Source organism: Sneathiella sp. P13V-1 (assembly GCF_015143595.1).
Classification (GTDB): Bacteria; Pseudomonadota; Alphaproteobacteria; order Sneathiellales; family Sneathiellaceae; genus Sneathiella.
Genome location: NZ_WYEU01000004.1, coordinates 148,276 through 165,483 on the forward strand (window position 1 = coordinate 148,276; position 17,208 = coordinate 165,483).

Consider the following 17,208-nt stretch of genomic DNA (forward strand, 5'->3'; position numbering starts at 1 on the left):
TAAAAAATCGAAAGTTATAGTCAGAATATACCAATTTTATTTTGTCTGGTGAACTTTATATAGGGTCTATCAGTTAATTTTATTCGATATTCAGTTTTGGGTGGATGAAGCATGGAAAAACTAAACGACTTTATTGAACTTGGCGGTCGCGTACTTCTCGCAGCGCTGTTTATCCCAGCAGGATTTTCTAAAATCTCCGGATATGAGGGTATTCAAGGATACATGGAAGCAATGGGCGTGCCCGGCGCTTTATTACCGCTTGTGATCATTCTGGAAATTGGTGGTGGCATCGCCTTGCTGGTAGGCCTTAAGACCAAATGGATCGCGTTCGCCTTGGCAGGCTTCACGCTCATTGCTGCTGTGATTTTTCATTATCAACCAGCCGATCAGATCCAGATGATCCTGTTTATGAAAAACATCGCCATTGCAGGTGGATTGGCACTGTTGATCGCTATTGGTGGCGGCAAATTCAGCGCAGATGGCTTTTTGAATAAAGCGAAAGCCTAACGAACTTTAGAGGCTGCTTCGGTAAGTAATTCCGGAGTGGCCCCTGGCAGATGCGCATTTTCAGAAATGTGACGACGCCAAGCTTTTGCTCCGGGGCGACTTTGAAATAGCCCCAGCATATGGCGGGTGATGGACTTCAACGGCACCCCTTTGTCCATCTCCCGCCGAATATACGGGAGCATCTCCTCAACCACTTCTTTTCGCTCAGGCCGATCATCTTCTACGCCGTAATACCGTTTGTCGATTTCTGCCAGAAAATATGGGTTCTGATAGGCTTCACGTCCAATCATCACGCCATCGACATGCTTGAGATGCTCGTCAATTTCATCGGTTGTCGTAATGCCACCATTGATAATGATCTCCAAATCAGGGAAATCTTTTTTCAACTGATAGACCCGCGGATAATCAAGCGGCGGGATCGTTCTATTTTCTTTTGGCGACAGTCCGGTAAGCCAGGCTTTGCGAGCATGAATGATAAAGGTCTCACACCCACGCTCGGCTATTGTTCCGATAAAGTCCGTTAGGTGCTGATAACTGTCCAGGTCATCAATCCCGATACGGTTTTTCACGGTAACCGGAAGGTCAGTTGCGGATTTCATAGCGGCAACGCATTCTCCAACCAGAGCAGGCTCCGCCATCAGGCACGCGCCGAAGCGGCCATTTTGCACCCGATCAGACGGGCAGCCCACATTCAGGTTAATCTCCTGATAGCCATAGCCTTCACCGATTTTGGCGCATTTCGCCAAATCTTCAGGATTGCTACCACCCAACTGCAGTGCAACAGGTTGTTCAGCTGGATCAAATTTCAGATGCCGTTCTTCATCCCCAAAAAGGATCGCACCAGTTGTTACCATTTCTGTGTAGAGAAGCGCCTTGGACGTAATCAAACGCAAGAAATACCGATCATGCCGATCCGTCCAATCTAGCATGGGAGCTACACTTACAGTTCTATCCAATTTCGTCACAGTACTTACCTCTAACCAGTTAATGGTAGATATAGGCAGAAGAGGTGCCTTTGAAAACAAAAAGAGGGATACATGGTTTGTATCCCTCTTTGATTTATCTGCTATTTGCCTCAAATGACAGTTTTAGTAAAGGTTTTTACGCCCAGATGGCATTTGAGGTGCCACCCCCGGTTTTGGTGGGGGAGAGGGTTTTCTTGATCACGCGTTCGATCAATTGTTGTCTGATCTTGGGATCATTGGGCTTTATCCAGTCGCGTCCCATTTTAAGGTAGTCTGGATCATCCACGGGAATACCTACCACGTCCATGTAGTGATCACCCACGATCATAAACTGTTTCTTATAACCAATCAGATGACCATTTTTGGTTTCATTGATCGAACGTGCTTCGTCATAGGTTGAGAGCCAGATGTTTGTAAAACCATGGCATCGTCCTGGATGCAGGAAGGTGCCAAAACTTTCGTGATCCCTACCTTCCAGCAGGCATTTTGCATGTAACCAGTTATCGAAACCAATTTCCCTTGCCTGTATATCTAGACAATGCCGCCGCTGAATATTTTCAGGCAGCATAGGGATTTTTTTCAGTTTAAAACTTGGGTGTTTTTCAATGCGCGCCAGGGCTTCCTTTTGACCACATTTCGCATTTCGGTGCAAAAGCCGGGCGAGCGTTTTTAATTGCTGAATAAATTCAGTCATCAAATTCTCCATATCCGGATTGTCCCGCTTTCAAGATCCGAAGAAAATGATTTTCAACAATCTATATGTCTTGCAAGGGTGCGATGGCTTTCAGCGGGGCAGGCCTCCCTTCGACCTGCGCTGGGAAGTATCACAGTTGCAAAATATAGGCAAGCCTACTTTTTACGTGGTGGCTTTTCCGCTAGGGAATGAAACTGTTACCTTCGTTCCTTCGCCGGATTTGCTTTCAAAGGACAGCTCTCCGTCATGGGCTTCCACCAAAGACTTCACGATAGCAAGTCCAAGCCCGGTTCCTTCTTGTGCGCGATGGGCATTGCTATCCCCGCGGGAGAAGGGCGTTAGTAACTCTTTGACCTCTTTGTTTGGAAGACCCTGCCCATTGTCAGCGACTGTAAAGTAGTGTCGCCCCTCCTTTTCTGAAACAAAGAGCTCTACTTTCCCGCCGGTTTGAGTGAACTTAATGGCGTTGGAAAGCAGATTGATCAGAATCTGGTTCACGGCTGTGCGATCCGCGACCATTTGGCCCAGACCATCAGGGATGTGGGTTTCAAAGGAGATATCCTTTTTCTCTGCCTGCACCATCATGAGGGTGGTGCAGTCCGTGATCGCCTCAGGGAAATTCAGCGGTTCTTTTTGATAAGTTTTTTCCTGCGCTTCGATTGAGGACAAATTGAGAATTTCATTCACAAGTTTGAGAAGATGCTGTCCGCCTGTCTTGATGCTGTTGGCGTAATCCAGATATTTGTCCGACCCTAGCGGGCCAAAATACTGACCCGTCAAGAAATCAGAAAATCCAATAATGGCGTTAAGAGGAGTTCTAAGCTCATGGCTCATGATCGCGAGAAACTCCGATTTTGCCCTGCTTGCCATTTCCGCTTCTTGAAGGGCTTTTACGCGTTCTTTTTCAACCTGTTTCTGACGGCTGATATCGCGCAAAAATGTGGTATACACTTTTTCATCAGTCAGCTCGACAACGACGATTGTAATCTCAACCGAAATGACTTTGTTGTCTGATGTGTGGATTTGCCTCTCGCTTCGAATACCATGACCGAGAATGTCAATTAGTGCGTTGATCCAACTCTTGTCCTGCAAGTCGGTAGTTTCATTTACGACGGGTGCAAGGAACTGCTTCACATTTTGGTTGGTCATTACATCAGAACTTACCCCCAGAATTTCTTCTGCGGCTTTGTTGCATTCCAGAATGATGCCGTTGGAATCAAAAGTGAGCATTCCATCCAAGGCGGCTTCAAATACCTGACGAGTTCTCTTCTGGCTGGCAACTAGTGCGCGGTCTTTTTTCATCATGCCCAAACGGGAAGATGTTAGCGCAGCAACTGACTGAAGAAATTCGAGATCCTCATTGGAGTAAAATCCCGCTCTGTTATCTTCACTGTCGATAACCCCCAAAAGCTCGCCTTCAAATATCAAAGGGACACAAAGTTCAGATAAACTCTCTTCTGTAAGGTCGGGGATATAATTCTCGTATTCTCTTAAATCTTCCACAAGCAGCGGTTGGCCGGTTTTGGCGACAGTGCCGGTAATTCCTTGACCGATGGGAATACGCAAAGCGTTCAGAATTTCATTGCCGACTGGATTTTTCTCACCAATGGCGGCAACCTGGAAAAGGCAGTTGTCCTGTTTATCAAAGAAATAGACGACGCAATCCAAAAATCCCAGTTTCTCAACGACTTCACGGGCCACATACCAGGCAAGTTCGCCTTCTTCTTTCAAATAAATAAGGTCAATTGCAAAATTCTTGATAATCGATAATTGTGCACTGATTTTTTCCTCTTTGTCGCCAAAAGAGGTCGGTGGTGCGTCGTTTTTTGTTAGTTTATTCAAGAATACCTCGCCCAATCTACATGTGTAGATTACAAAAAAAACAATCCTTCGCCATTATAAATAGTGAAAATTTTTTATATTTTTATGCGAAATCAGCTTGTTTGCTTGAGGTATCTAGTATTCGACTGCATTCTATAAAATCATTACTTGCGTCAATGACCTTAAAGGTATTGTTGGAAAGATGCCCGGGTACTTCTGGGATGGTAGAAAATAAAAGCATGTCTACCTTCAAGTTATCGCTGCTGAGAGGGAGTATAAGGCGATACATTTGGATTGGGTCTTTGAAGTCATAGGTAAATTCGGATATCGAATATACAGGAACCTTTTCATCGCGAGCTGTCCTGTATAATTCAGAAAGTATTCTTCCATATTTCCCTGTTTTTGATTTTGAAACCAAAGTGTTAGTGTAATCCACTCCAAAAAATCCAACCATAGAGGTGCCAATTAACCTGTAACGGAAATCATTACCATCCAAAACATCCAGCAACCCTATGTGAGAAAGTAGGCGAGGGATATCTGCTGGATTCAGGTTGCTTCTGCATGGTAGTCCACCATTTACTTTTTTGCTGATCCAATAGTCATAGAGATATTGTTGTTCTATCGGAGTTATAAGGTCGCGAAAATCGGGAATAGGAACGTCCTCACATTCTGTCCAATTAGTCAGCATTCAATGAACTTTGTACTACCTATACTTTAGTATATCACAAAAATGTTATTTAATTAATATGAATTAATTTTCTTGTCGAAATGGCCCAAATAAATATCATGAAGTAATAAACAAGATCGCCTAAGCGACCAGGGGAAAGTAATGAATAAAAATGAATATGCCGTAAAGGCAGGGAAATCTTCACCAATAGAGTATAGGGATGTTATTATTGTAGGGGCTGGTATATCCGGCATTGATGCTGCCTATCATCTGCAGAAAGATTGCCCTGAAAAAAGCTATATCATACTGGATAATCAAGAAAAAATCGGCGGAACTTGGAGCACCCATACCTATCCAGGTATTCGCTCTGACAGTGACCTTTATACTTTTGGTTACAGCTGGAAACCTTGGGGGGGATTGCCCATCGCCAAGGCGGATGAAATCCTAAAATACCTGAATGAAGCCGTGGATGAAAATAACATCCGCCCTCAAATCCGTTTTAACAGCAAAGTGCTGGATGCAAGCTGGGATAGTGACGCGGCTTTATGGACGCTAAGTGTTGAGAATAGTGAAACTGGCGATGTAAAAACATTTCAGTGCAACTTCCTTTGGATGTGTCAGGGTTATTATCGTCACTCAGCAGGATATATGCCGGATTATCCTGGGCGGGACGATTTTAAAGGACCCGTTATCCACCCTCAGACGTGGCCAGAAGATCTGGATTATGAAGGGAAAAAGGTAGTTGTCATCGGATCAGGAGCGACAGCCGCAACTTTGATCCCGGCGATGGCGGATAAGACCGGCCACATCACCATGCTACAGCGTTCTCCAACGTATTTCTCTGCCGCTCCCAATCGAAACAACGTAACAGAAATGCTTCGCGAACTGGATGTCCCTGAAGAATGGGTGCATGAAATTACCCGCAGAAAAATCCTTCAGGAACAAAAGCTAGTGGTGGAGCGGTCTTTTAACGAGCCTGAGAAGCTAAAAGAAGAACTTCTTAAAGGTGCCCGTCATTATTTGGGCGAAGACTTTGAAATGGAGCCGCATTTCACCCCAACCTACCGCCCTTGGCGGCAACGCCTTGCATTTGTTCCTGATGGGGATTTGTTCGCCGCGTTGAGAGAGGGAAAAGCCTCAGTCGTCACCGATCATATTGAAAGGTTTACTGAAAACGGGATTTTGCTGAAATCAGGTCAGGAGCTTGAGGCAGATATCATTATTTCTGCTACAGGATTTAACATGAGCGTCCTTGGAGATGTGGAATTTACTGTTGATGGAAAGGCCTTGGATTTTGCTAATTGCTGGGCCCATCGTGGGATCATGTTCTCAGGTATTCCAAATATGGCGTGGGTGTTCGGGTATCTTCGGACAAGTTGGACAATGCGCGCGGATCTGGTGTCTGATTTTGTGTGTCGCTTGCTAAAGCATATGGAGGAAAAAGGAGTTCGGGCCGTTACTCCGGAGCTTCGGGATGAAGATAAAAATATGCCGGAAAAACCCTTTATCGATGATGAGAATTTCAATTCGGGATATTTGAAGCGCACGATGCATTTGATGCCAAAGCAAGGGGATAAGAACCCTTGGATTTTTACTCAGGACTATAATTTCGAAAAGAAAGATATTCCGGAAGCTGATCTGGAAGACGGCACATTGAAATATGCATAAAATAAAAGGCGCCGGTTGCGGCGCCTTTTTTATTACTTACCGTGTGTGCGGCTATACGCGTTAGGAGGAGGGCTTTGCCATCCTTTCAAGGAACCTTCTTCAGGTTTTAAAATCTCGACCTTCAAGGGACCGCATTTCGCGTCATCACTGGAATGGCTGCTTCCGCAATCTCCGCCCGGGCAGGCAGAAAGCCCTCCCAGGATGTTGATTTCTGCAAAAAGCTCCAGGTAGTCGCCGGGGCGTACAGGACTTGTTTTCATGAAATACTGATGAGTATCAGCGGTAAATCCAGTGCACATAAAGACATTTAGAACGTCATGGACTAACGGTTCAGCCTCTTCCAATGAAATCCCCTTTTCATCTGCAAGCGCGCGGGTTAGGTTGGAATGGCAGCAGTAATGGTAGTCATCCCCTTTTAAGAGCCGATTGGTGTAGGGGTCGCACCGGGTTCCGATAATATCATGGACACTACCCCCGTATTCATCCCAACCATACCAGTCAAGAGTGTCATGCGTCACTGTTGCAATGGGGCGCATGTTTGGAAAGCTGCCCCAAAGTTGATCACCGGTGCTGATATGGGTGCCGTGTAGAGCGCGAGTTTTACCGCTGTAAAACCGCTCGTTCAAGTCGTCAGCATTCCACAAGTTCAAGTCACCAACCTGTGGGCTATCAGGGCTGGAAATTCGGATGAAATGGCCAGCTGGTGCGGTAAAGCACTTTGCATCGCGTGGGGGGACAAGTACTTCGCCCACAAGGGTCAGGTTTCGGCGTGCATTTTTATAAATATCCATGCTTGGACGCGGGAGTGTCTCGACCGGATAACAGATAACAGGCTTGATGGCTTTTCGGGCTTCTGCATCTACCGGGGCGGCGTTTTCCACTATTGATTTCATCTACTTGCTCCATTCCATGATCCAACAGGATGTAATCCTCAAATAGACCGTTATGCAAGGGTCTTAAAGAGCGATCGCGATAATTTGTACAATCATTCCAAATACTGTTCACAAAGCTGGAAAAGTTTTTTCGAATTGGGTATGTTCGCGGGCAAAATTGTTTGTGGCAAAATGTTTTGCCGGGGTTTGTTAGTGAAAGAAAAAGATGTCTGAAATACGGATCTGGTTAAGAGCCGAAGTGAAACCAAATGAACAACGTGTGGCGGTTGTTCCGGCGGATGCAAAACGGCTGTTGGATGCTGGTTACAAGATCACCGTAGAGAAATCTGGTCAGCGTTCTATCAATATCGAAGATTATGCCGCCGTTGGGTGTGATATTGCGGAAGAGGGAAGTTGGGTCGATGCGCCAAAGGATGCCTTTATCCTTGGTGTGAAGGAGCTTCCTGAAGGTGATAGTGATCTGGTGCATCGCCATATTTACTTCGGTCACGTGTTTAAGGATCAACCGGGTTGGCAACACACGCTTGGCCGCTTTGTATCCGGTGAAGGCACTCTGTTTGATTTGGAAAATCTAGTGGATGAAACGGGACGCCGTGTCGCCGCGTTTGGTTACTGGGCAGGTTATGCAGGTGCTGCAACAGCTGTCATGACGTGGCTCGGGCAACAGGCCGGTGCCGTGCCAGCGATCAGCCGCGTTGGAAGCTATCCAAATGTGGATGCGCTTTTGGCTGAATTAAAAGAAGGTCTTTCAAAATATGATAGCAAACCAAACCTTGTTGTCATTGGTGCCCTTGGCCGTTCCGGAAGTGGCGCTGTGGATCTTGGTGAACAATTAGGGCTCGATGTTAGTAAATGGGATATGGCGGAAACTGCTTCCGGTGGGCCGTTTCCTGAAATTCAGCAGCACAGCATCTTTGTGAACTGTATTCTCGCCTCCCCAAGCTGCCCGCGTTTTGTGACTGCGGAAGATATCGCGGTTGCAGATCGTAAACTGACCGTCATTTCGGATGTAAGCTGTGATCCGGAAAGCGTTTACAACCCAATTCCGATCTATAATAAATCGACAAAATTTGATGATCCGACAATCCGTGTTGTAGAGGGAGATAACCCTCTTGATGTGATCGCTATTGATCATCTGCCTTCCATGCTTCCAAAAGAGTCCAGTGAAGATTACTCTTCACAGCTTACCGAAGCATTACTTGAATTGAACGAGCCTGAAAAAGGCATTTGGGGCCGGGCGCTTGCAGATTTCAAGCACCACATTGGCCGACTGTAAAAGATAAAAAAAGGAGATACGTCATGGCTCAAGTGCATTGGTTGGGTGCAGGTCTGTCCGCCGTTCCTGGTATCCGCCGTTTGATTGAAAATGGCAGCAAACTAACCCTTTGGAACCGTACTGTAGAAAAAGCGGAAGCTGCCGTTAAAGGCCTCTCTGGAGATTACGATGTGAAAGCGTTTGATTTGGAAGCTTTCGAAGGTGCACTCGCAGCTGGCGATGTGGCAGTATCCATGTTGCCGGCAGATTTTCACCCGAAGATTGCAAAGATCTGTCTGGATAAAGGAGCACATTTTGTCTCTAGCTCTTATATTTCACCGGAAATGAAGGATCTGGATAAGGCGGCTAAGGAAAAAGGTCTGAGCTTGGTCAACGAAGTTGGCCTTGATCCCGGAATTGACCACCTTATGGCGCATGTCTTGATGGATGATTACAAAAACTCAGCCGCTTTTTCTGACAAAAATGCAGTACATTTCCGCTCCTATTGTGGCGGTCTTTCCGAAGTACCAAATGACTTCAAGTATAAGTTCAGCTGGTCTCCTCTTGGAGTGTTGAAAGCTCTGCGCTCTCCTTCTCGTAGTGTCCGTGATGGTGGGGAGTATAAAGTTAGTCGTCCGTGGGATGCTGTGGAAGAATTCAACGCACCTCTGCCAAAAGGCAGTGAGGTGTTTGAAGTTTATCCAAACCGCGATTCCTATCCATATCTCGAAGAATATGGGTTTGAAGATCATTGGGATGTACAACAGTTCGTGCGTGGTACTCTCCGATATGGCGGTTGGTCAGAGGCGTGGGATCATATCTTCAAGGAAGTGGAAACACTGGAAGGCGCAGATGGTGATAAACGCCTTCAGGAAATCAGCGAGGAGCTTTGGAGTAAGCACGCGGTGGAAGAAGGTGAAGCTGACCGTGTCGTTCTTTGCGTTGACCTGCGTGCAGAGAACGAAGGTGACGTAGTTTACGACAAAACTTATGTAATGGACGCATATGGAGACGCTAACTCAACGGCGATGGCACGACTGGTTTCTGTACCAGTAAGCTATGCAGTTGAAGAGGTTCTGGCTGGCAATATGGAAGCCGGTGTTTCTGCAGCACCAAGTGAACGGTCGAAAGCTGAAAGTTGGCTCAAGAAACTGGAAGACGCAGGCGAGAGCATGCATTTGGTTGATAACCTCGCAAAATAATGAAAAGGCCCTTCGGGGCCTTTTTTATTTCTTCAGGATGTTCTCAGCGAAATCCGCGAGTGACTTTAGGGCCGTCACATGGGCGTCCATCCCGTCGCCTGCAAAGTTACCGCGCGGGCCAATTGCATTGAAGATGTATTTGATTTTCGTATCCTGACTTTTAAGAGGGACAGCGATACTGGCCAGCCCCTCAGGCAAGCTGTTTTCTTCGTAGGCAAAGCCTTGTTTGATATCCCGGTGCACTTGGTCAATCCAGGTATCGACATCAGGTTTTCCCCGAACCCATTTCATATCCTCATAAGATGCCGCGAGATGATCTTTATCCAGGTTTTGCCACCCAGCATGTAGGCGACCAGCACCCCCCACGCATGTTGGGAAACGGGTGCCAACTCGGGTGAAGATCGCTACGGGCTGGTCCGGGGTTGCCCGGGAGACAACGAGCATCGACCCCGTTCTGATATGCTGGCTCAAGTAGAGGCATGTCCCAAGTTCATTTGCCTTGATCCGCATTTCTGGTTCAACGCGTAGCAGCAGGTCATCTGGCTGTTGTTGCCCAACAATTTCCAGAAGGCCTGCGTAACTGAGGCTGTAAGTTTTATTAGAGGGATTGAAATTGACAATCCCTTCATCTTGCAGGGTCTTTAGTACGGAATATACAGTGCCCGGGTATCTGTTGATATGCCTGGCGAGTAAGGTGACACCCATTGCGCCTTTGCGCTTGGCCAGCTCGCGCAAAATTTCGATGGTTAGAATGGCTGCCCCAACTTTTTTTTGGGGGCCCTTTTTATCACTGTTAGTCATAATTTTTTTCAATAGAAAATTAGAATATGCTTTTCAATATTATTTAATTGCTGATTTGCTGGCATTGGGTCAAGGTTAGAATGGTAGTGCTTCTTTGTTTATAAGAATAATAATTTTGTATAGAAAATACGAGGTGGATCATGAAGTTCACTCCCGAGCATCAGCAACTTGCCGATACGACAAAGAAAATCATTGAAACCCATATCAATCCGTATATCGAGGAATGGGAAAAAGAAGAGATTTATCCAGCCCATAAGGTGATGAAGAAACTAGGAGATGCAGGTTTACTGGGTATTGGGAAACCTGCGGAATATGGTGGTCTGGATCTCGATTTTTCCTATGAGATGGTTTTTTCAGAAGCGTTGGGGGATATAAGAGGGAACGGGGTTTCCACATCCATCGGGGTGCAAACCACAATGTGTACACCAGCACTGGCTAAATATGGCAGTGATGAACTTAAGCAAAACTTTCTGGCCCCGACTATTGCCGGTGATATGGTCGGATGTATTGGGGTAAGCGAAAACTCCGCCGGATCGGATGTCGCGCAAATCAAAACCACAGCTCGTCGCGATGGTGATGATTACGTCATCAATGGTTCCAAAATGTGGATCACCAATGGCGTTCAAGGAGACTGGATCTGTCTTCTATGCAACACAGGTGAGGGCCGCGGACATTTCAATAAATCTCTGATTGTCGTGCCCCTTGACACTGCGGGTGTCTCGGTTTCCCGAAAGCTAGATAAGATGAATTTGCGATGCTCCGACACGGCAGAACTTTTCTTCGATGATGTGAGAGTTCCTGTGCGCCACCGAATTGGTGAAGAAGGAAAAGGCTTCATTTATCAAATGGAGCAATTTCAGGAAGAGCGGATGTTCGCGGTGGCGCGAGGGGTTAGGGCGCTGGATGTGATCATTGAAGATACCATTGAATATACATCGCAAAGAAGTGTGTTTGGGAAGGCGATTTTAGATAATCAGGTGGTCTACCACAAGTTAGCGGAAATGAGTTCAGAGGTAGAGGCTGTAAGGTCGTTATTATATGCCGCAGCAGAGCGATACATGGAAGGCGAGGATGTTACGAAACAGGCATCCATGGGCAAATATCTGATCGGTAAGCTCACCATGAGAATACCAACAGAATGTTTGCAGTTCTAGGGTGGCCAAGGTTTGATGAACGAAAATTATATTTCCCGCGCTTACAGGGATATGCGCCTCGCCTCCATTGGCGGGGGCGCCAACGAGATTATGTTGGAAGTGGTTGCCAAATATATGAACATTCATCCGGGTAAAAAATAGTTTCACCCTTTACGTGAGGCGCAGTTCTTTTTATCGTCCGTGCATCTAGTTTAAGGAAAATAAAAATGACAACAAACACCATTCAAACCGAGCTGGATGGCAACATCCTTATTATTCGTCTGAACCGCCCGGACAATATGAACGCTTTCACCATCGAAATGGGGGAAGAGTTAATCCGAGTGCTGGATGAAGCTGACGAAAATGATGATGTCCGCGCCATCATCTTTACCGGAAATGGCCGCGCTTTCTGCGCAGGTATGGATCTTTCAAGTGATGGCAATGTGTTTGGTCTTGATGAGACTGTTGATGCCAATTCACCTGATATGGAAAAAAACCGTGATCTAGGCGGTGTTCTGACCCTTCGTATGTTCCGAATGAAAAAACCGATGATTGGTGCCATTAACGGCGCGTCTGTTGGTGTCGGATCGACAATGCAATTGCCAATGGATATCCGTCTAGCAAGTGAAAAAGCCAAGTTCGGATTTGTGTTCTCTCAACGGGGTGTAACACTTGAAAGCTGTGCGAGTTGGTTCCTACCACGCTTGGTCGGGATGTCAAAAGCACTGGAATGGTCAATGTCGGGCCGTGTTTTTGGCGCCGAAGAGGCCTTGGCAGGTGGGCTGGTGAGTGAAGTTGTAGCGCCAGATGACCTTTTGGATCGTGCAAAGGAAATGGCTAAGAGCTTTATCAATGGTACCAGTGCAATGTCGGTGGCAGTAAATCGGCAACTACTTTGGCGGATGATGGGAGCAGATCACCCGATGGAGGCTCACAAGCTGGAAAGCCGGACTATGTATCATTCCAGTGTTCGGGACGGTAAGGAAGGTGTTCTCTCTTTCCTTGAAAAACGAGAGCCGGAATTTAAGGATGCTGTCTCAGGCGGTGCGCCTTCCGGTTTTGACTGGGATGAAGAACCTGAATGGAAGTAAAGTAAAAGCCGGGCGATTAGCCCGGCTTTTTAATTTTGTCTCTTAGAACTCGATGGTGTAGGCAGCTAAAATACCCAAGCCCTGGCTATCGATATTGTCTTCTTCGGCACGGCGGTAAGCTGCAGACATTTCCAAGCCAAAATCGAATGCATAGCCAACTGTAAAGTCAGCAACATAATCTGTGACCGTATTCGTACCGTCATCTGCACGGCGGTTTTGGTATGCAGTAGAGACTGTCCAGTTTCCATAACCGAGTGCGACACCAGCTGTGATGTAACGTGTATCAGCGTCGTCAATTCCGCCTGCATTATCGAGGAATGCATATTCTGCAATCGGAGTAAGAGTAACTTCTTCGGTCAAACCAATTTCATATTCAACGGCAGCTACATAACCATACTGGTTTTCATCACCATCATCACCCTCAGCGAGAGATGTAAAGCCAAGGTGGTAACGGAAGCCTTCAGCAGCTTCAAATTCACCGTCGAGTGCCAATGCAAAGGAAGAGAGGCTTTCTGTGTTTGCGGGGCCGCCATCATCTTCATCTAGAGGGCCGCGGCTTTTACCCAGGCTGTCGCTGAGGAAAGTTGTGTCAGCAAAGAAGGTGCTTGCGGAAACCGTATGCATACCGCCAACGTTGAAATTGATATGACCACCAAGGCCGATCATTTCTGCCAGCTCCAGATCCTCATTTAGGTCAGCGCCAAAAATTCCAGGCGCCGCATCCCATGCTAAACCAAAGTTGGGGGTGAATTTACCAGCATAGACGCCAAAAGTATCAGTGTCGTAATTGATCGTAATGATGTTGAGATAAGCGCCCAGATCTTCGAAAGCGCGATCATCTGTTGCATCTTCAACTGGGTCAAGAGTGGCTTCCATGTTGAGAGAGAGTTCTGGAGTGAACTCAACCGTGGTGCCTAACGTAAGAGTGGGGTAGAGATCGTTAAGTTCAGCGGCATTGTCATCTGATCTGAATGTCCAGTCGTTTTCCAATTCCAGGGAAAGTTCACCTGAGATCTTTGGATAACTGTCTTCTGCCGCTACTACAGGTAGCGCAAGAGCAAGGAGAGGGAGTGCTATTAAGGATGCTTTTTTCATGATGGTTTGTTCTGATGCTCAAATTGTTTTACTGACGGAGCGGGGAAGTCTCCTGTGAAGATGTTTTTTGATAATAGGAATGATTATTAAAAGCAAGTTGAAAATTAAAGTTGAGATGGAGTTGTGTGCGTGTCGCCAAAAATGTCACTGGTGTGGTTTCGAAGAGATTTGCGTTTAAATTCCAATAAGGCCGTTCTTGCGGCTTTGGAGAATGCCGAAAATATCTGTTTTCTCTACATACTGGATGAAAAGCGGTTGGATTTTGCGGGCAAAGCACAGGCCTGGTGGTTGCATCATAGCCTTCAGGAGCTCTCAAAAAATCTTGCTGAATTTGGGCATGAACTCATCTTAATGAAGGGGAATAGCCTTCAAATCATATCCGACATTGCTTCTAAAAATAGTGGGCTAACGATTTATGCAAATCGTACCTATCATCCGTTAATGGATAAAGTTGATCAGGAATTGTCGGATTTGGATAACCGGTTTAGGTTTTCTTGTGATCGGTTAGTGACGCCACAGCAATATGTTACGGGCAGCGGTGCTCCTTACAAGGTGTTTACCCCATATTACAAAGCTGCATCATTGGATGTCAGATTGAACATTGCACCAAAACTACCCGACAGGCTTCCTGAAGCAGGAATGATTAGTTGTGGAGATAAACTTGAGGACTGGAAGCTGTTGCCCAAGCACCCTGATTGGGCTGCGAATTTTAGGGATCGGTGGGAGCCTGGTGAAAGCGGTGCTAAAAAGAAGGCAATAGAATTTATCAAAAACAAATGTGCCAATTATAAAACAGGGCGCGATTACCCTGCGGAAGATGTGGTGTCAGGGTTATCTGCTCATCTACATTTCGGTGAAATAAGTTCGAAAATGCTTGTAAATGCCCTTTTGTTTCAAGAGGAACTGGATGCCGAAAATTATATTCGGCAGTTATTGTGGCGCGAATTTTCGCTTGAGCTTTTATTGCAATTTCCGGATTTGGAATCCCGTGCTTTTAAAGAGAAGTATGACAATATTCGCTGGAGAGATGATGCGATTGCATTGAATGCCTGGAAACAAGGTAAAACTGGCTTCCCAATAGTAGATGCGGGAATGAGGGAGCTTCGAAGAAGTGGCTACATGCATAATCGCGTGCGTATGATTACGGCTTCTTTTCTCATTAAAAACCTGCTTATAGACTGGCGAGAAGGCTTGAAATGGTTTGAAGAGAATTTGCTGGATGCTGATCCAGCAAATAACGCTGCCGGGTGGCAATGGGTGACTGGTTCGGGGGCTGATGCGGCTCCGTATTTCCGGGTATTCAACCCAGTAACTCAATCTGAAAGGTTTGATAAAGAGGGTCATTACATCAGAAAATGGGTGCCTGAACTTTCTGATCTACCGCATACGCACATACATGCACCTTGGACGGCCTCCCAAAAGATTCTTGAAGGGGCAGGTGTTATCTTGGGGGAAGACTATCCAACCCCAATCGTTGATACTATAAACAGCAGAAAAAGAGCCCTGAAAGAATATAAAAGGGCTCTTTCAGATTAGATTCAAGATGCAGTTGAGAATTGTGGATCTACATGATGTCTTCTGTCTGCGTTAGGGAAGGTGAGGGTGATGGTTGTTCCCCTGCCTTCACCTAATTCAACACTGAACTGGCCACCATTTTTCTCTGTAAGCTTTTTCGACAGAGGAAGCCCTACACCCATTCCTGATTTTGATTTGGTGATTACTGTTTCGCCAATGGTAAAGGGACTGAGGCTGCTATTTTTGATTTCTTCGGGTAGTCCGGGACCTGTATCTTCGATTTTGATGACAACATCACCACTTTGATTATTGCCCAAAGAAACTGCGATCTTGTCCTCTGAATTTGTAAATTTGAGGGCATTGTCGGTCAACTTTCTTGTGATCGTCAAAACATCTAGCGGATCCGCTTGAATGACAAACTCACCTTCTGGAAGGTCGATTTCAAACTGCCTGTTTTCAGCTAGCATATTCGATTGGAAATTGGCAACAAAACGTGTTCTCAGCATGTAACCAAGATCAAATACCTCTCTATGGCCTTGATTGGGTTCTCCTTGGTCAACGAGTTGCAGGACATTATTGACCTTTTCAAGAAGTTCATTACCTGCGGCCAGAATATGTTTGGCGTTTTCCTTTATGCCTTCCTCTTTTGAGAAATTCATAATGAGTTCTGAAAAGCCCATGATGTGATTGAGCGGTGTTCTGAACTCATGAGACATATTGGAGATAAACTTCGATTTGGCCTCGCTGCCTGCCATGGCTTCTTCGAACAGTTTATCCAGCTTTGACTGCATTTTTTTCTGATGGGTAATTTCTGTGCGAACAGAAACATACTGCTCTGGTTTGCCGGTTTTCTTGTTCAAAAAAGGAACAATAGTGGAATATACCCAATAAAGCTCGCCTTGCTTGTTTCTGTTGCAGATCTCGCCCTGCCAGACCTCTCCTGAGCTAATGGTTTTCCACATCTCTTTAAAGAAGGCATCGTCCTGAGTTTCAGATTTGAGAAGGCGATGGTTGGAGCCTAGCAATTCCTCATAGGAGTATCCGCTGATCTCACAGAATTTGCGATTGGCAAAAATAATGCGTCCACCAACATCAGCAATGGAAACAAGCGCATGAGTGTTCAGGGTTTGCCTCAAGTGTTCCGAGACATGATTGAGGTTGGTGAGGCTCTCCTGAGCAATAAGGTACTTTTCTTCTGCGACGGCTTCTTGAGTGCGGTCTCTCAGGGTGCCGGAGATGGCAACGATGTTTCCGTCGCTGTCATATTCAGGGATACCTTGCGTTTCAAGGTAGACAGTCTCCTGACCTTCTTTATCAACAGTCATCCTTGTTATGAAGGATTCTCCGTTATCAAGGCATTTTTGAAAGCGGTCCTGCAATTCAGCTTTCTGGTCATCGCCGTAGCCTGATAGAACTTTATCCAGAGTAGGCACAAAGTCTGATTTGTCCACATTGCGAATGTGGTACATCTCATCTGACCAATAAATTTCACGGTTATGAATGTCAAAACGCCAATACCCAACTTTTGCGAAAGCACTAGTTCTGGCAATTTGTTTCGATAGATTTTCTATCTCGCTGACGTCAGTTCCCAGACAAACTATTTTTGGCCCGTCTTCTTGTGAGATGGGTGTTAGCCTCCAGTCGATATAATGGTTCTCGCCATTAACCGCTATGGCTTTTGTCCGTTGGACATGGTGTTTGTTTTCACAATAAAGACTAGCAATTTTTTCAGCCGTTTTCCGGTTTTCCTTATCGGAATACACGCCGGAAAGCAGTGAATTGTACTCTTCGATTTGCCCATCAGGCGAAATCACCATGAAGGGAAAATCATCTTTTAGGTTATCGGCAAGGAGTTGCAGACTATCGCAGGTTAGTTGCATTTCGGGACTTTTACTTAAAAC

General features: G+C 46.0%; 14 protein-coding genes and 1 pseudogene. 7 read left to right on the top strand and 8 right to left on the bottom strand.

The window, feature by feature from the left end:
• Positions 1 to 111 precede the first annotated feature (111 nt).
• Entirely contained in the window at positions 112 to 507 is a 396-nt protein-coding gene (locus GUA87_RS16230; RefSeq protein WP_193717670.1) for a DoxX family protein, read from the top strand.
• Here GUA87_RS16230 and dusA read toward each other — a convergent pair.
• From dusA to GUA87_RS16250, 4 genes are all read right to left on the bottom strand, one after another.
• The gene (gene dusA / locus GUA87_RS16235) at positions 504 to 1,472 is read right to left on the bottom strand and encodes a tRNA dihydrouridine(20/20a) synthase DusA (RefSeq protein WP_193717671.1); all 969 of its coding nucleotides are present in this window, start codon (positions 1,470 to 1,472) and stop codon (positions 504 to 506) included. The two genes, GUA87_RS16230 and dusA, sit on opposite strands and share 4 nt — an antisense overlap.
• Positions 1,473 to 1,608: 136 nt before the next feature.
• Entirely contained in the window at positions 1,609 to 2,166 is a 558-nt protein-coding gene (locus tag GUA87_RS16240) for a hypothetical protein (RefSeq protein ID WP_193717672.1), read from the bottom strand.
• A gap of 162 nt (positions 2,167 to 2,328) precedes the next feature.
• Positions 2,329 to 4,008 (bottom strand): ATP-binding protein, encoded by a 1,680-nt coding sequence (locus GUA87_RS16245; protein WP_193717673.1) that lies wholly within the window; start codon positions 4,006 to 4,008, stop codon positions 2,329 to 2,331.
• A gap of 82 nt (positions 4,009 to 4,090) precedes the next feature.
• Positions 4,091 to 4,675, bottom strand: a complete 585-nt coding sequence (locus GUA87_RS16250) for a PAS domain-containing protein (RefSeq protein ID WP_193717674.1) — start codon at positions 4,673 to 4,675, stop codon at positions 4,091 to 4,093.
• Between the two features lie 141 nt (positions 4,676 to 4,816).
• Between GUA87_RS16250 and GUA87_RS16255 the strand changes: the two genes are divergently transcribed.
• The gene (locus GUA87_RS16255; protein WP_193717675.1) at positions 4,817 to 6,322 is read left to right on the top strand and encodes a flavin-containing monooxygenase; all 1,506 of its coding nucleotides are present in this window, start codon (positions 4,817 to 4,819) and stop codon (positions 6,320 to 6,322) included.
• A gap of 32 nt (positions 6,323 to 6,354) precedes the next feature.
• On the opposite strand, the gene GUA87_RS16260 is transcribed toward GUA87_RS16255, so the two are convergent.
• Complete coding sequence (locus GUA87_RS16260) at positions 6,355 to 7,215, bottom strand: urea carboxylase-associated family protein (protein ID WP_193717676.1); 861 nt, start codon at positions 7,213 to 7,215, stop codon at positions 6,355 to 6,357.
• 205 nt (positions 7,216 to 7,420) lie between these two features.
• Between GUA87_RS16260 and GUA87_RS16265 the strand changes: the two genes are divergently transcribed.
• Together GUA87_RS16265 and GUA87_RS16270 are read left to right on the top strand one after the other, a co-directional pair.
• The gene (locus GUA87_RS16265; protein WP_193717677.1) at positions 7,421 to 8,491 is read left to right on the top strand and encodes a saccharopine dehydrogenase; all 1,071 of its coding nucleotides are present in this window, start codon (positions 7,421 to 7,423) and stop codon (positions 8,489 to 8,491) included.
• Positions 8,492 to 8,514: 23 nt separating this feature from the next.
• Positions 8,515 to 9,672, top strand: a complete 1,158-nt coding sequence (locus tag GUA87_RS16270) for a saccharopine dehydrogenase family protein (protein WP_193717678.1) — start codon at positions 8,515 to 8,517, stop codon at positions 9,670 to 9,672.
• 24 nt (positions 9,673 to 9,696) lie between these two features.
• Here the strand turns inward: GUA87_RS16270 and GUA87_RS16275 are convergent, their stop codons facing one another.
• A complete protein-coding gene (locus tag GUA87_RS16275) occupies positions 9,697 to 10,473 on the bottom strand; it encodes an IclR family transcriptional regulator (RefSeq protein ID WP_193717679.1) in 777 nt (258 codons plus the stop codon).
• Positions 10,474 to 10,613: 140 nt separating this feature from the next.
• Between GUA87_RS16275 and GUA87_RS16280 the strand changes: the two are divergent.
• Both GUA87_RS16280 and GUA87_RS16285 read left to right on the top strand, forming a co-directional pair.
• A pseudogene (locus GUA87_RS16280) lies at positions 10,614 to 11,768 on the top strand (acyl-CoA dehydrogenase family protein).
• Positions 11,769 to 11,833: 65 nt separating this feature from the next.
• Positions 11,834 to 12,697: a crotonase/enoyl-CoA hydratase family protein gene (locus GUA87_RS16285; RefSeq protein ID WP_193717680.1), complete on the top strand. Its 864-nt coding sequence runs from the start codon at positions 11,834 to 11,836 to the stop codon at positions 12,695 to 12,697.
• A 42-nt stretch (positions 12,698 to 12,739) separates the two neighbouring features.
• Here GUA87_RS16285 and GUA87_RS16290 read toward each other — a convergent pair whose 3' ends face one another.
• Positions 12,740 to 13,792 carry a porin gene (locus GUA87_RS16290; RefSeq protein ID WP_193717681.1) on the bottom strand — a complete coding sequence of 351 codons (1,053 nt, stop codon included), beginning with the start codon at positions 13,790 to 13,792 and terminating at the stop codon, positions 12,740 to 12,742.
• 141 nt (positions 13,793 to 13,933) lie between these two features.
• On the opposite strand from GUA87_RS16290, the gene GUA87_RS16295 reads away from it, so the two are divergent.
• Positions 13,934 to 15,328 carry a cryptochrome/photolyase family protein gene (locus GUA87_RS16295; protein WP_227712110.1) on the top strand — a complete coding sequence of 465 codons (1,395 nt, stop codon included), beginning with the start codon at positions 13,934 to 13,936 and terminating at the stop codon, positions 15,326 to 15,328.
• A gap of 2 nt (positions 15,329 to 15,330) precedes the next feature.
• Here the strand turns inward: GUA87_RS16295 and GUA87_RS16300 are convergent, their stop codons facing one another.
• A complete protein-coding gene (locus GUA87_RS16300) occupies positions 15,331 to 17,187 on the bottom strand; it encodes a PAS domain-containing protein (RefSeq protein WP_193717683.1) in 1,857 nt (618 codons plus the stop codon).
• Positions 17,188 to 17,208: the final 21 nt, after the last annotated feature.

What these genes read in the sequence shown, in the direction of transcription:
- GUA87_RS16230 (WP_193717670.1), top strand. Translation starts at nt 112, where the DNA reads ATGGAAAAACTAAACGACTTTATTGAACTTGGCGGTCGCGTACTTCTC.
- GUA87_RS16270 (WP_193717678.1), top strand. Translation starts at nt 8,515, where the DNA reads ATGGCTCAAGTGCATTGGTTGGGTGCAGGTCTGTCCGCCGTTCCTGGT.
- GUA87_RS16275 (WP_193717679.1), bottom strand. Translation starts at nt 10,473, where the DNA reads ATGACTAACAGTGATAAAAAGGGCCCCCAAAAAAAAGTTGGGGCAGCC.
- GUA87_RS16255 (WP_193717675.1), top strand. Translation starts at nt 4,817, where the DNA reads ATGAATAAAAATGAATATGCCGTAAAGGCAGGGAAATCTTCACCAATA.
- GUA87_RS16250 (WP_193717674.1), bottom strand. Translation starts at nt 4,675, where the DNA reads ATGCTGACTAATTGGACAGAATGTGAGGACGTTCCTATTCCCGATTTT.
- GUA87_RS16240 (WP_193717672.1), bottom strand. Translation starts at nt 2,166, where the DNA reads ATGACTGAATTTATTCAGCAATTAAAAACGCTCGCCCGGCTTTTGCAC.
- GUA87_RS16295 (WP_227712110.1), top strand. Translation starts at nt 13,934, where the DNA reads ATGTCACTGGTGTGGTTTCGAAGAGATTTGCGTTTAAATTCCAATAAG.
- GUA87_RS16265 (WP_193717677.1), top strand. Translation starts at nt 7,421, where the DNA reads ATGTCTGAAATACGGATCTGGTTAAGAGCCGAAGTGAAACCAAATGAA.
- GUA87_RS16285 (WP_193717680.1), top strand. Translation starts at nt 11,834, where the DNA reads ATGACAACAAACACCATTCAAACCGAGCTGGATGGCAACATCCTTATT.
- GUA87_RS16260 (WP_193717676.1), bottom strand. Translation starts at nt 7,215, where the DNA reads ATGAAATCAATAGTGGAAAACGCCGCCCCGGTAGATGCAGAAGCCCGA.
- GUA87_RS16290 (WP_193717681.1), bottom strand. Translation starts at nt 13,792, where the DNA reads ATGAAAAAAGCATCCTTAATAGCACTCCCTCTCCTTGCTCTTGCGCTA.
- GUA87_RS16300 (WP_193717683.1), bottom strand. Translation starts at nt 17,187, where the DNA reads ATGCAACTAACCTGCGATAGTCTGCAACTCCTTGCCGATAACCTAAAA.